12 protein-coding genes are annotated in these 12,745 nt (G+C 49.5%); 7 read left to right on the forward strand and 5 right to left on the reverse strand.

Annotated features, from left to right (window positions below):
* Nucleotides 1-106: 106 nt before the first annotated feature.
* Complete coding sequence (locus ACUN27_RS05355) at nucleotides 107-208, reverse strand: YjcZ family sporulation protein (protein WP_127455494.1); 102 nt, start codon at nucleotides 206-208, stop codon at nucleotides 107-109.
* A gap of 122 nt (nucleotides 209-330) precedes the next feature.
* Nucleotides 331-936 (reverse strand): DUF2087 domain-containing protein, encoded by a 606-nt coding sequence (locus tag ACUN27_RS05360; protein WP_315953917.1) that lies wholly within the window; start codon nucleotides 934-936, stop codon nucleotides 331-333.
* A 186-nt stretch (nucleotides 937-1,122) separates the two neighbouring features.
* On the opposite strand from ACUN27_RS05360, the gene ACUN27_RS05365 reads away from it, so the two are divergent.
* Together ACUN27_RS05365 and ACUN27_RS05370 are read left to right on the forward strand one after the other, a co-directional pair.
* Complete coding sequence (locus ACUN27_RS05365) at nucleotides 1,123-1,761, forward strand: futalosine hydrolase (RefSeq protein WP_445558520.1); 639 nt, start codon at nucleotides 1,123-1,125, stop codon at nucleotides 1,759-1,761.
* 1 nt (nucleotide 1,762) lies between these two features.
* On the forward strand, nucleotides 1,763-2,602 hold the full coding sequence (locus tag ACUN27_RS05370; RefSeq protein ID WP_445558521.1) for a 1,4-dihydroxy-6-naphthoate synthase: 840 nt from the start codon (nucleotides 1,763-1,765) through the stop codon (nucleotides 2,600-2,602).
* Between the two features lie 289 nt (nucleotides 2,603-2,891).
* On the opposite strand, the gene ACUN27_RS05375 is transcribed toward ACUN27_RS05370, so the two are convergent.
* Nucleotides 2,892-3,848: a D-2-hydroxyacid dehydrogenase gene (locus ACUN27_RS05375; RefSeq protein WP_445558522.1), complete on the reverse strand. Its 957-nt coding sequence runs from the start codon at nucleotides 3,846-3,848 to the stop codon at nucleotides 2,892-2,894.
* A gap of 19 nt (nucleotides 3,849-3,867) precedes the next feature.
* Nucleotides 3,868-4,878, reverse strand: a complete 1,011-nt coding sequence (locus tag ACUN27_RS05380) for an RluA family pseudouridine synthase (protein ID WP_445558523.1) — start codon at nucleotides 4,876-4,878, stop codon at nucleotides 3,868-3,870.
* A 225-nt stretch (nucleotides 4,879-5,103) separates the two neighbouring features.
* Here ACUN27_RS05380 and ACUN27_RS05385 point away from each other — a divergent pair, with 225 nt between their 5' ends.
* Nucleotides 5,104-6,075 (forward strand): hypothetical protein, encoded by a 972-nt coding sequence (locus ACUN27_RS05385; protein WP_445558524.1) that lies wholly within the window; start codon nucleotides 5,104-5,106, stop codon nucleotides 6,073-6,075.
* 114 nt (nucleotides 6,076-6,189) lie between these two features.
* Nucleotides 6,190-7,716: an alpha/beta fold hydrolase gene (locus tag ACUN27_RS05390; RefSeq protein ID WP_445558525.1), complete on the forward strand. Its 1,527-nt coding sequence runs from the start codon at nucleotides 6,190-6,192 to the stop codon at nucleotides 7,714-7,716.
* A gap of 29 nt (nucleotides 7,717-7,745) precedes the next feature.
* On the opposite strand, the gene ACUN27_RS05395 is transcribed toward ACUN27_RS05390, so the two are convergent.
* Nucleotides 7,746-8,783, reverse strand: a complete 1,038-nt coding sequence (locus ACUN27_RS05395; RefSeq protein WP_445558526.1) for a LacI family DNA-binding transcriptional regulator — start codon at nucleotides 8,781-8,783, stop codon at nucleotides 7,746-7,748.
* A gap of 139 nt (nucleotides 8,784-8,922) precedes the next feature.
* Here ACUN27_RS05395 and ACUN27_RS05400 point away from each other — a divergent pair, with 139 nt between their 5' ends.
* The 3 genes from ACUN27_RS05400 to ACUN27_RS05410 all read left to right on the forward strand — a co-directional run bounded on the left by ACUN27_RS05400 (nucleotide 8,923) and on the right by ACUN27_RS05410 (nucleotide 12,687).
* Nucleotides 8,923-10,266: an FAD-dependent oxidoreductase gene (locus ACUN27_RS05400; protein WP_326059304.1), complete on the forward strand. Its 1,344-nt coding sequence runs from the start codon at nucleotides 8,923-8,925 to the stop codon at nucleotides 10,264-10,266.
* Between the two features lie 330 nt (nucleotides 10,267-10,596).
* Complete coding sequence (locus ACUN27_RS05405; RefSeq protein ID WP_127455504.1) at nucleotides 10,597-10,821, forward strand: hypothetical protein; 225 nt, start codon at nucleotides 10,597-10,599, stop codon at nucleotides 10,819-10,821.
* A gap of 102 nt (nucleotides 10,822-10,923) precedes the next feature.
* Nucleotides 10,924-12,687 (forward strand): B12-binding domain-containing radical SAM protein, encoded by a 1,764-nt coding sequence (locus ACUN27_RS05410; protein ID WP_315953926.1) that lies wholly within the window; start codon nucleotides 10,924-10,926, stop codon nucleotides 12,685-12,687.
* The last annotated feature ends 58 nt before the right edge of the window (nucleotides 12,688-12,745 follow it).

A 12,745-nucleotide genomic window follows, 5' to 3' on the forward strand; every position in this document is an offset into this window, starting at 1 on the left:
AGGTCATATAGGTAAAGAATGATACAGGCTTTCATTATAACGTAAAAGCTCATAAAAAAGTAAGCGGCCGAGACGAATTTATCGTCCCAGCCGCTTGTAATCGTCATTACCAACCAAATCCGAAGGTACTTAATACGATAACCAAGAGGATGAATAAAACGAGGACTACAGCAGCTCCATTATAGGTTGTTCCGCATCCATAACTCATGTCTATCCCTCCCTTCACAAAATTACTATATGTCATTCATCTAAATGATGTATGGATGAATGTCCATAGTGCTTCATTTTATTTGGGGACGTGTCCGCTTGACGTTGCGACGCAGAGGCCGATCAAGATAAAGTTTCCCATTTGGCCCACATTTCGGGCGGATTCAGCTCATAAATTTCGTTTTCCCGGAACATAAACTGATGCATAATAAACTCCCGGCGAATCGTTGCAAAATCGGGATGATACTGCTTAATCCACTCGTTAAGTTCTTTCTCCGTATAGGTGCGCCCCTTGTCGAGCTGGTCAATGAGATGCCCCAGAACGATTAGCTTCTTTTTAAGTTGAGAAGGGATGTGCTTAAGCTTGCCGTCTTGCGTGAAAAAGTTGCGAATGATGGATTGCTTCAGGTTCTGACGGGTGTCTTCGGTCTGCATGGTGCTGGCTTCTCCTTTCTGATTTTTGAAAATGAGATCGGCTGTCGCGCTGGCGTTGCTGCGGATAAAATACTCATTTAACGCGAAATAAATCGTATTCTTGTCTCGCCGTTCGTGAATGAGGCTGGCTTCACGCAGCTTAGCAGCATGATGCGTAATTGTAGCGGGTGTAACGCCTAGTTTCTCCGCAAGCACTTGACCGTTCAGTTCCCCATCTCTCAGCAAAATGAGCATGCGAATTCGCGTCGCGTCAGACAGTGCTTTATGGTAGGTAATAATTTTATCTAACTGCATTATGGGCACCTTCTTCATAAAAAACTAATTTGCCATACATCTAATTAGATAATAATTAAATTAGTCATTCAAGTCAAGAAGGCGGGAGCGGAAGTGCTCAAAAGTTTCTTATTTAGTTCTAGTCATGTAAAATAATAGACAGAGAATTCATCATGGTTTTTGATTAAAAAGGGGATTGGCCTAATAATGCGTGTACTTATGATGACGGCAGTAGCGCCTGAAAGGGATGCTGTGCAGCGGGGGCTTGGCCATGACAGCAGGTTTGAATTCGCTTTGGCCGGCGTAGGACTTGCGGCAGCAGCCGTTAATGGTGCCATGGTGCTGGCCGCAGCACAATATGATTTGATTGTTATCGCCGGTATTGCCGGCGGATTTCCCGGGCAAGCGGAGATCGGATCGCTTGTGGTCGCGAGCGAAATCATCGCCGCGGATCTTGGCGTGGAGCTGCTGGACGGCTTCAGCTCCCTCGACGACCTCGGCTTCGGCACAACGCGCATCAGCGTTGCAGCCGACATAGCCGAGCGACTGACGGCGGCGCTCACAGCCGCCGGCCTTAGCGCGCGCACAGCACCGGTGCTCACGGTAGCGACAGCTACCGGGACGGCCGCTACCGCCGCTCAGCTCGCAGCGCGAGTGCCTGGAGCCGCCGCCGAAGCCATGGAAGGCTTCGGCATTGCCACGGCCGCTGCATTGCGCGGCGTGCCTGTCATTGAAATCCGCGCGATTTCCAACGCGGTTGGTCCACGCGACCGCGATGCCTGGCGCATCGGGGACGCTCTACAAGCTTTAGAAGCAGCAAGTTCAGTCTTAGCGGAGGTGCTTTAAAATGAAAATTGCGTATTCACCTTGTCCCAATGATACTTTTGTGTTCCATGCTTGGGCGCACGGCTTAATCCCCGGCGCTCCAGAGCTGGATGTCTTATATGCCGACATCGACATTACGAATAAGCTGGCTGCCGACGGCACCGGACCCGACGTGCTCAAAATCTCTTACGCCGCACTCCCATGGGTGCTGAAGGAGTACGCCCTGCTGCCCTGCGGCGGCGCCTTGGGCAGAGGCTGCGGCCCGCTCGTGCTGACGCAGTCCGGCGGAACAAACCCTGACCCGGCTCAGCTAAGCGGCCGTCGGGTCGCCGTGCCAAGCGAGCGCTCGACCGCGTACTTGCTGTTCCGCCTCTGGGCGGAACAGAACGTTCCCGGCGGCGTCGGCGAAATCGTGGTCATGCCGTTCCACGAGATCATGCCAGCCGTGCGGGACGGCCAGATTGACGCCGGCCTCGTGATTCATGAAGCGCGCTTTACTTACCCGTCGTACGGGTTAGCGCTTCTCAAAGATTTGGGCAGTTGGTGGGAAGAAGACACCAACTTGCCGATCCCGCTCGGCGCCATTGTAGCGCGGCGCTCGATGGATCTTGATGCGCTTGCGGGCTGGGCCCGCGCCTCGGTGGAGTACGCGTGGGCGCATCCGGAAGCTTCGCGCGACTACGTCATGCAGCACGCGCAGGAGATGGACCCGCAGGTCGCTCAGGCGCACATCGACCTGTACGTGAACGAGTTCACCGCGAATCTTGGTGATGACGGGTATGGCGCTGTTTTGACGCTGCTTCAGCGCGCAGCAGAGGCTGGCATTGTGCCGCAGATGGATTATGCGGCACTGTTGAGGTAGGTAGGGGAACTACAGTCCCCTATTTAGTGTTAAAACCACCGTGCCCGGCAGCAAAGGGAACTGAAGTCCGCTATTCTCCCAATACTCGGAGAAAAGCACTCTTTTGGGTTGAAATAGCGCCCTGTAGTTCCGCCAAATCAGCTATTTCCCACTATTCACACCAAATAGCGCCCTATACTTCCGTAAGGACACGCAGGTAGCACTATCAACAAAAAGAGGACCGAAATCCCAACCCTGTTGGAATCTCGGCCCTCTTTTCATTTCTGTTGCATCGTTATCCTCGCGAGTATCACCCGATCAAATTCTGTGGCTGCCCTTCAAGGAAGGCACGCACATTGCTAACGGCAGTCGTCATCAGCCTGGCGCGCGCTTCTTTCGTTGCCCAAGCAATATGCGGCGTGATGAGCACATTTCGCGCATGCAGCAAGGGATTATCCGGCGTCGGCGGCTCTACCGTCAATACGTCGAGACCGGCGCCTGCCAGACGCCCATGGTTCAAGGCCTGCGCAACATCGGCCTCATTCAGAAGGCCGCCTCTAGCCGTGTTGATGAGAAAAGCCGTAGGTTTCATAAGGGCAATTCGGTCTGCATCAATAAGCTCTTTGGTCTCCGGGGTTAATGGACAGTGGAGCGAGATGACATCGGACTGCTGCAGAAGCTCATCCAGCGAAACCCAAGTTAGACCTTCGACAGCCTCAGGCGTACGTCTACCGCTGCCTGTTGCTACTACGTTCATGCCCAAGGCCTTGGCGATGAGCGCCACTTGCTTGCCGATTTGGCCTAAGCCGATGAGACCGATCGTTTTGCCGCTTAACTCGGTCAGTGGAGATACCGTGTAGCAGAAGTCGATTGATCTGGACCAACCTCCATTTACAACGCTGTCGCTATGCTGCTGTACTCGGTTGCAAAACTCCAGCAATAGAGCAAAAACCAATTGAGCAACCGATTGCGTACCGTATGCAGGTACATTGGTCACAAGAATGTTATGCTCCTTAGCTGCTTGTAAGTCAATGATGTTATAGCCAGTCGCAAGGACGCCAATGTAGCGAAGTTTAGGAAGCTGCTGTAACGTGGCTCCGGAAAGCGGCGTCTTGTTCGTTAACACGATGTCAGCGTCAGCTGCACGATCAACAATCTGTGAAGCAGCGGTGCGTTCATAGACAATCACTTCTCCGAGAGCGTGTAGACCTTCCCAGTCCAAATCGCCGGGATTTAACGTATAACCGTCAAGCACAACAATTCGCATTGTAATTACTCCTACTGGCTTATTTTTTTGCAGGTAATTCACGGAAAGGGTTCATGAACACCTTCGGAATATTCGTTTCAAAACGCAGCAGCTCCCCCGTTGTCGGATGCAAAAAGGCAAGTACGCGCGCATGAAGTCCGAGGCGGCCAATTTCTTTTGTTTTCGAACCATATTTCTTATCGCCGACGACAGGGTGTCCGATGTCCTGCATGTGGACGCGTATTTGATTCTTACGTCCGGTTTCCAGATTAACTTCAAGCAGGGAGAAGCTCCGGTTCGCTTGTAGCGTTTTGTAATGCGTTACGGCGTGCTGGCCGTCATTTGGATAAGGTGTCGAGTACATTTTGAGAGATTTGGGATGCTCCTTCAGCCAGGAAGTAACGGTGCCTTCAGTTTTTTTGACCAACCCTTCCACTAGGGCTACGTATGTACGCTCTTTCACACTATCCTGCCAGGTGTTTTGCAGATGCTGCTGAGCTTTTTCGTTTTTGGCGAACATCATGACACCTGAAGTATCCCGGTCAAGTCTATGCACAACGAAAATTCGGGCTTTCGGATCATGGTTACGCACATGTGCCGTCAGCTGGCGGTAGGCGGTAATTTGGTTTTCCTCTGGATTGGTCGCGATCGATAGAAGCCCGGAATCCTTTTGAATGACGATAACATCCTCATCTTCGTGCAGAATGGACATCCCGGCGAGCGGAATATTTTCTAAGATTTTCTCTTTGCTGATGGTTACCGTTTGCTCAGGCTGCAGGGGGTGATTGTAAGCGGTGACGGCTTTTCCATTCACAGAAACCTGTCCGCGTGCCAGGGTGGCTTTCACGGAATTTCGGCCTACGCCAGAGAGCTTTTCCAATAAAAAGGGCAGCAGTTCCGTTGCTTCCTTAACCGTATACTGGCGCGTGTTCGCCTCCGTAATGGCCTTGGTTGAAACAGGTTTATGCGTTTGGCTCTTGCTGATTTTGAGCTTGGGGTTGTGATTTTGATTTTTGCCAGGGCTTTGATGCTTGCCTTGCTTTTTTGGCATAAAATGACCTCCTTTTCAATACATACGCACGCCGATCTAATCGTGTATGTCTAACAATATATCATGTTCACAAAAACAATAGAAACGTTAACAGGGAATTTCATGTGTGCAGAAGCGGAAAACTCAGCGCCTGTAACTTTTGTGTAACCTCCGAAAGCGTATAGTAAGAACATATCTAAAGAAATATTGCTCCTTACATAGATGAAAGGGCGGGTACTTTTCAAAATGGGAAAATCGACCGATTTCTTAACGTTCCGGCAAGCACGCAGGATCTTCATGCAAGGGATTCAATTTTTGTATAGAACGAGTGCAATCACGTATGTTCGGGAGCAAACGAACGAAACGCCGCATTTTCTTACAGAGGCAAGTCACCCAGACGCCAATCAGGGCATTCTTGCGGTGACGAACCATTATATCGCATTCTTTGACCGAAATAAAAAAACGATGGAAAGGTTCCCGCTGCTGCAAACAACCAGCTTGGGTTTTGATACGATCGATTCTCAGCCTGTTGTCTGGATCGAGGGAGCTTTTGAGCAGGGTACTGGTCGTTATTATTGGTACGTAACGAAGCAGAGACCTTTCATAGAGGCTGTGAAGGAGCAGATGGAAAAAGGCGTTGTCGCCCAAGAAATTGCAGCCATCAAGCGGAATCAAGCGAAGCTGGACTCCTATATGGCAACTGTGAATACGCGATTAAATGAGAACCGTGAAACGATTTTGTGCAACACGAAAGCGGCGATCGACGACCGTGCGGACACGCTCTTGCAGAATATGCAAGTTATGCTGGAAACCATGTGGGAGGTTTTCCTGACGGGTGCAGCGCCGCAATTGAAGATTTTGAATCCGGAAGAAATGCAGCTTTTTAGAGACAACATTATTTGTTATGCAGCAATTAAAGGTAATCGGATTGCCAAACTTGTTCTGGAAGCCAGGGGCTACAACCTTCCTACGGAAGATGTATTTATAGAAAGCGATGCTTTTATTGATGAGTACTATAACACGGTGTTACCTCCGTTTGAAGTTTTGGAGTTGGTATATGAGGATGTTCGCACCGTTTACCAAAAGTTTTTTCCCGCAACCGCTTTGCATCATGAGCAAGTTGTCATGATTATTTCTGAGGCTGTTAATCTGGGGTATAGAGTGACCATCGCGAACGCCATGGTTATTGTGAAAACGCCACTGCGCATTGCGAATTAAATAGAAAGCTTTGGAAGGTGCACTCTGCGGATTGCGCTTTTTTTGTTGGAAAGGTGGAAACCTCCAAAGATTTTTGTACAGCTAGTCATATTGTTTAAATGCCCCGTTCCTTATATGATAGAACCTAACATAGAACGGAATGGTGGTGCATCGGTGTCTTTTGCGCAAGTCAATGGCGTTAGCCTTTACTACGAATTTATTACATCCACGCGCGACTCCGAAGAAACGATCGTTTTTTTTCATGGAAACGGTTTTGACTCCTCACGATGGGGACACTTGATTGACGGCTTAAAAGAGGATTATCATCTTCTGCTTGTTGATCTGCGTGGATGTGGAAAAAGTGAACCAACCTTAGGCGAGATCTCATGGGACCTATTTGTCCATGATATTTATACGCTGATCGGGCACTTGAATCTACAAACTTTTCATCTGATAGGACATAGTTTTGGAGGGTCCTTGGCTATTTTCTTCGCCATCCGGTACCCTAAGTTAGTGAAATGTCTCGTCCTTATCTCGATTAACGTGCTGTTTCCAGAGACGAGTGGGAGCACTGTCATTAAGAACTATATGGATTTGATTGAAAAATACGGTATGGGCTATATGCTCCAACATTTTCTTCTCCCTTCGTTAACGGTCTATCCGTTTCGGCATGAGGAAGCTCAGCGTTTGTACAATATGTATGCAGATGTGCCCGTTGAAAGTTACATGAAACTATTTAAGTTGCACATTGAGCAACGACCTGTTAGTGAATTATCATGGATTCAAAGTCCCACTCTGCTGCTTGCTGGGGAATGTGATACAGTTTATCCTTCTTCTTTCCAAAATATGACGGCCGAGCTTATTCCGGACGCTACGTTTTACATCGTTCCAAATGCGGCGAATGCCATATTTATCGATCAGCCTGATGTAACCGTCGAGTGGATCAAGGACTTTATTCAAAGGAAGAGGAATCGTCCAGTAGAAACTGAAGGTGTGGAGCCGTCGGAAATGGCAAGTTCCATTCAACACATGTGGGATTCTTACCTGCAAACGTTGATCCCTAGCAGACAAAATCCGGTACCCGTCGTGAAAGTGGAACTTTTATTCGGATTTCGGGTGAGCGTGAACGGACAAGAAATTTTGGATGGCTGGAACAAACGGTATGCCCAAAACATCTTCGTCTATTTGGTTTTACACCCGTCTTCAACCAGAGAAGATCTGTGTGATGCGATATTTCCATCGCTGCCATTGCCTATTGCCCTGAAAAATTTAAAGGTCTATCTTAACTATTTGAAAAAGTTGCTTACCTATGATCAAGATCAAAACTCAATTTTGAAAACGGATCGTAAGCATTTATATTTGCAATGCAAGATTGAGTGCGATCTACTTGATTTTTTTGAACATATCAAACAGACTTTGCATCATGAGGATAACGAAGCGGAGATGTATGAAAGCTGTAAAAGATTGTTTCGTTTTATGCGCAATAAGGAAATTATGCCAGGTATTTTTGACCAATGGTTCATTGAGAAAAAAGCAAGAGCAGAATTCAGGCTGGGCGTTCTTGCCGCTTGGATGTCCGGACAGGAGAAGAAGAGGGGCAATGTCATGAAAGCAGCCGAATTTAAGAAGCTTGCTAATTATTATACCAGTGAAGAAGAGTAAGAGGGAGCTTGGTCAAGCTGCCCTCTTTTTTATTCGTTATACTTATGCACAGATAGTGTGCTCCCCATGAAAAACTCCCCCTGCAGCCGCACATGTTCGAAGGGTAAATGCGGGTTGGCAATCCGCCAGAGCATGCGGTCTGCGGCGCGATACCCCGATTCCCGGATGGGCAGCTGCGGGCGTGAGCACAGCGGCAGCGTGTCGGTTTGCTCGTTGAGCAGCGCGACGAATGAGCATTGCTGCGGAATTTGGGCGCCCATTCGGCGCAGGGTATAGTAAACCGGCGCCGCCTCTTCGTCGATGCCGCAAATAACAGCTGTAGGCTTGCGCTGTTGATAGAGCTGCTCCACATCTTGCAGCCACTTGTCTGTGCCATCGCGTTTGGTCACGTGTTCCCGCATATCGACTGCATAGCCGGCTTCCTTCATGGCTTCGCAAAACGCTTGCCATCGAATAACGAACCCCCGCTGATCTTGCGTATCTCCCACGTACAGAATATTCCGATGTCCCATTCGAACTAACCTGCGTACGGCCTGGAACATCGCTTCGTATACATCCCAAATGACACTATCCACTTTTGATTCCGGTGGGGGGAAATTGAGCAGAATCCGTGGCAGCGGCAGCTCCAGCAGCTTCTGCTCCAATAGATCGTGATTCATTCTCGGCGCTATGAAAATTCCTTCTGCATATAGCAGTTCCTGATCTTCCGCCCAGCTTTGAAATTGTGAAGGCTTCAGATCGGGCGGGATAAGCAGCGGCTGGACGGTATGTCCAAATTCCATGAACCGTTCATGGAGGCCTTGCAGCAGCAAGCGATTGAAATTCAATGACATCTTGTTTTGAACGAGTACAAATCTGCGCTGAACGACAGGGTACGGAGAGATATGATCGAGCTGCAGCGTTTGCTTCTGGTCTTTGGTCATATAACCAAGCTCGCGCGCAAGCTTAAATACTTCACTGCGTGTTTGTTCAGACATGCCAGGCAATCCGCGAAGTGCCTTGGACACCGTTTGAATCGTTAAGCCAAGCTGAGCGGCGAGATCATGGAGTGTTATTCTTTTGCGCATAAGTTCCGGAGTCCCCTTGTACAAGTATGTAGTAATTTTAAACTAATTTTAAACTAAATTGAAAGTTAAATTTCATCTATACTTGGGAAAAGCGAGAAAACAGCCTGAATTCAGAATTCGATACAAGGGAGAGATTGAAATGAACAAAATCATAGAAGCGGATATTGTTGTAGTTGGGGGCGGTCCGGCAGGGGTTAATGCAGCCATTGCTGCAGGGCGGAGCGGGGCTAAGACGGTTTTAATCGAAAAGTATGGGTTTATTGGCGGGATGTCCACGGCTGCCCTTGTATATCCCTGGATGACCTTTCATACGACGGACGGCAAGCAGGTGATCAAAGGACTTGCGCAGGAGATTATCGATCGTCTTATGGCGATGAATGCTTCCCCGGGGCATCTCCGAGACACCGTTGGCTTCGTGAACACCATAACGCCGTATCACCCTGAGATTTACAAAGTACTGGCGGTGGATATGCTCAAGGAAGCGGGGGTTAAGCTGCTATTCCACAGCTTTGTCGATCAAGTGGAGACCGCGAATAACCGTATTCAAACGGTGCAGCTTACGTCCAAGTCCGGCAGAATCGATGTGCGTGGTAAAGTATTTATCGACACGACGGGGGATGCCGATCTGGCTTACTTGTCTGGCGCTCCGTGCCTGCAAGGCCGTGACGGGGATAAGCTGACACAGCCGATGACGATGAAATTCCGTATGCGCGGCGTGGACTTGGCCGGCGTGAAGCAGTACATGCTCGATCATCCGGATGAGTTTTATAAAAAAACACCGTTCTCCGAACTGGCTGAGCTGCCATTGTCCGGTGTTCTGGGTTACTTCAAGCACTGGAAGGAAGCGAATTTGCCGATTAATCGCGATCAGGTGCTCTTCTTCACTGGACCTGAAGCCGACGAAGTGCTGGTCAATACTACCCGTGTACAAGGGCTTGACGGTACTAACGTGGAGGATTTGACCGAAGCGGAAGAGCTTGGACGCAAGCAGGTGTTGATGGTGGCGGAGTTCATGAAAAATAACTTGCCTGGCTTCGAAAAAGCGTCGATCTCATCGGTTGGCGCCCAGATCGGCATTCGAGAAACGCGCCGCATCGACGGCCAGTACGCTTTGCAGGTGGACGATGTCGTGCAAGGCCGCCATTTTGAGGATGTCATCGCGCGAAGCGGGTATCCGATCGACATCCACGATCCTTCCGGCAAAGGTGTGACGGCAGCCTGGGTCAAAGGCGATGGCGCCTATGACATCCCTTACCGCTGTCTGCTCCCGCAAAAGATCGAGAATCTGCTCACCGCAGGCCGCTGTATCTCGACGACGCATGAAGCGTTAGCCACGACGCGCCTGACTCCGAGCTGCATGGCAACGGGGCAAGCGGCCGGTTCGGCTGCCGGCCTTGCCGTTAAGCACGGGGTACTGCCGGGCCAGATCGATATTGCTGAGCTGCAGGCTTTGCTTGTGCAGGATGGAGCGTTGCTCTCGTAGGATCAGCTTAACCACCTCAACTGGGATAGATGGAAAAATTATCGTTAATCTGCGTTGTTCTGCCGCATGGAGTGCAGTAGTGGTAGAAGCTCCAGCTAATTCATCGGTAACTACGCGAAATCTGCGAGATATGGTGAAATTAGCGGTGGAAAATCCAATTAATTGTTAGAAAGCGGTTAGGAGTCTGGCAATTAGCAGGAGTAATCGGCGTTACTCAATGGCAGCGAAGCCAGCTCGCGGGCTGAGGCGACGTTTTGCCATCGGTATGCGCACCCACGTCATAGGGAATACTTATACTTACTCAATGTGTGAGAAAAGGTGGTATCCCCTATGCTTTTATATCAATTAACCCAGTGGTTTGAAGAACGCACATCTCTGCAGCAGGCGCTGCAAAGCGGCACGGCAGAGAGCAGCAGCGATCTGCAACAAAGGATTCAAGACGTCGAACAGCAGCTGCAGTCTCATGCCGAAAGATGGAAAAATGCGATCCAAGAAGCCTCATATCTGCAGTTTCCCTATGAAAATCCGCAGCTCGACGATGATATGGTGTTATAACCGTTGCGAAGCGTGCATCTTTCACTGCTCCTTTGTATTTCCTCGGTTTTCGTGTAGAATTAGAGAGAACGATAAACGAGAATAGAACGAGGTCTTTTTACAATGAAAGTACTAGTAACGACGCTGAATGCCAAATTCATTCATACATCCTTGGCGCTGCGCTATTTGAAAGCGTTCTGCGAGAAGGATTTTGATGTTGAAATTACCGAATATACGATCAAGGACCCAGTGATGAACGTTGTCTCCGACCTGTACCAGAAGGCGCCGGACGTGCTGGGCTTTTCCTGTTACATTTGGAACATTGAAGAGACGATTCATATTATTAAAATGATTAAGAAAATCAGGCCCGAAATCCTCATCGTGCTCGGCGGCCCTGAAGTATCTTACGATACGGACTACTGGATGGAGCGCATTCCAGAGGTGGATTTCATCGTTATGGGCGAAGGCGAAGAGACCTTCCACCAATTGCTGACGGAAATTTCGACGACGCGCAAATATCACTTCGTGTACGGGCTTGCGTACCGCAAAGGCGAAGAAGTCGTGCTCATGCCGGGCAGACCGAAGCTCAAACTCGATGACATCCCGTCACCGCATCGGTTCAAAGAAGATTTGCCGAGTTTAGCGAACCGCGTCGTCTATTTCGAAACGAGCCGCGGCTGCCCGTTCTCTTGCCAATTCTGTCTTTCCAGTATTGAAGTGGGTGTGCGTTACTTTGATATGGAACGGACGAAGTCGGATCTTCTGTACTTAATCGATTCAGGTGCGAAGCTGATTAAATTCGTTGACCGGACGTTTAATATCAAACGGGACTACGCGATGGAAATTTTCGAATTTCTGATTGCCAATCACCGCGGCGTCGTGTTCCAATTCGAGATTACGGCGGATATCATGCGGCCGGAGGTTCTCGATTATTTGGCTGAAAATGCGCCACCGGGCACGTTCCGTTTTGAAATCGGCGTACAGTCGACCAATGATACCACGAATGAGCTGGTGCAGCGCAGACAAAACTTCATGAAACTGAGCCGAACCGTCTCCAAAGTGAAAAACAGTTTCAAAATCGATCAACATCTCGATCTGATCGCTGGTCTTCCTGAAGAGGACTACCAATCGTTCCGTAAGACGTTTAATGATGTTTTTGAGCTAGGACCGGAAGAGCTGCAGCTTGGGTTCCTCAAAATGTTGCGCGGCACCGGGATGCGCAAAGACGCGCATAAATATGGCTACGTGTATATGGATCATGCTCCGTATGAAATTCTGGGCAATGACATCCTCCCGTTCACGGATCTAATTCGCATCAAGCGGGTAGAGGACGTGCTCGAGAAATATTGGAATGCACACCGCATGGACCATACGGTCAAATATTTGATTGCTCATGAATTTGCGTCGGCCTTCGATTTCTTCCAAGAGTTCGGAGACTTCTGGGAAGGCCGAGGCTGGCAGAAAATCGGGCATCAGCTCGAGGATCTATTTACCCGCCTGCGCGAGTTCCTCCTTCAACGCGAAGCGAAGAACATGCCTGTAATCGAAGGTCTCATGAAGCTGGATTATTTCCTGGGGCATAAGTATAAGCCACGTAAAATCTGGTGGGATTTCACATTGGAGAAATCCGAGCAGAACGCTTACCTCAAGCTTCTGGCCGAGCAGCCGGAGCTTGCAAGCGGCGATTTCCATCTGCTGCGCATCAATGAAAAAGATCTCCACAAGCATGCGATGCTTGAGGTACTGCCTTTCGCTTTGCAGACTTATCTGCAAACGGGTGAGATCGACAGCTCCAGTCAGGAGCTGCTTATCGTACACTTCCCGCCGGATGCCCAGCTCCCGGCTAGCTGCTACAGTATGCCGTTGCACCAGACGGCGACTGTCTAGAAAAAAGCCCCACGCCCGTCGTCATGATGATGGGAAGGGGCTTTTTTTCGCATAAAAA

This window comes from Paenibacillus sp. WC2504 (genome assembly GCF_052682475.1).

What these genes read in the sequence shown, in the direction of transcription:
- ACUN27_RS05390 (WP_445558525.1), top strand. Translation starts at nt 6,190, where the DNA reads ATGATAGAACCTAACATAGAACGGAATGGTGGTGCATCGGTGTCTTTT.
- ACUN27_RS05380 (WP_445558523.1), bottom strand. Translation starts at nt 4,878, where the DNA reads ATGCCAAAAAAGCAAGGCAAGCATCAAAGCCCTGGCAAAAATCAAAAT.
- ACUN27_RS05375 (WP_445558522.1), bottom strand. Translation starts at nt 3,848, where the DNA reads ATGCGAATTGTTGTGCTTGACGGTTATACGTTAAATCCCGGCGATTTG.
- ACUN27_RS05370 (WP_445558521.1), top strand. Translation starts at nt 1,763, where the DNA reads ATGAAAATTGCGTATTCACCTTGTCCCAATGATACTTTTGTGTTCCAT.
- ACUN27_RS05400 (WP_326059304.1), top strand. Translation starts at nt 8,923, where the DNA reads ATGAACAAAATCATAGAAGCGGATATTGTTGTAGTTGGGGGCGGTCCG.
- ACUN27_RS05395 (WP_445558526.1), bottom strand. Translation starts at nt 8,783, where the DNA reads ATGCGCAAAAGAATAACACTCCATGATCTCGCCGCTCAGCTTGGCTTA.
- ACUN27_RS05360 (WP_315953917.1), bottom strand. Translation starts at nt 936, where the DNA reads ATGCAGTTAGATAAAATTATTACCTACCATAAAGCACTGTCTGACGCG.
- ACUN27_RS05410 (WP_315953926.1), top strand. Translation starts at nt 10,924, where the DNA reads ATGAAAGTACTAGTAACGACGCTGAATGCCAAATTCATTCATACATCC.
- ACUN27_RS05385 (WP_445558524.1), top strand. Translation starts at nt 5,104, where the DNA reads ATGGGAAAATCGACCGATTTCTTAACGTTCCGGCAAGCACGCAGGATC.
- ACUN27_RS05355 (WP_127455494.1), bottom strand. Translation starts at nt 208, where the DNA reads ATGAGTTATGGATGCGGAACAACCTATAATGGAGCTGCTGTAGTCCTC.
- ACUN27_RS05365 (WP_445558520.1), top strand. Translation starts at nt 1,123, where the DNA reads ATGCGTGTACTTATGATGACGGCAGTAGCGCCTGAAAGGGATGCTGTG.
- ACUN27_RS05405 (WP_127455504.1), top strand. Translation starts at nt 10,597, where the DNA reads ATGCTTTTATATCAATTAACCCAGTGGTTTGAAGAACGCACATCTCTG.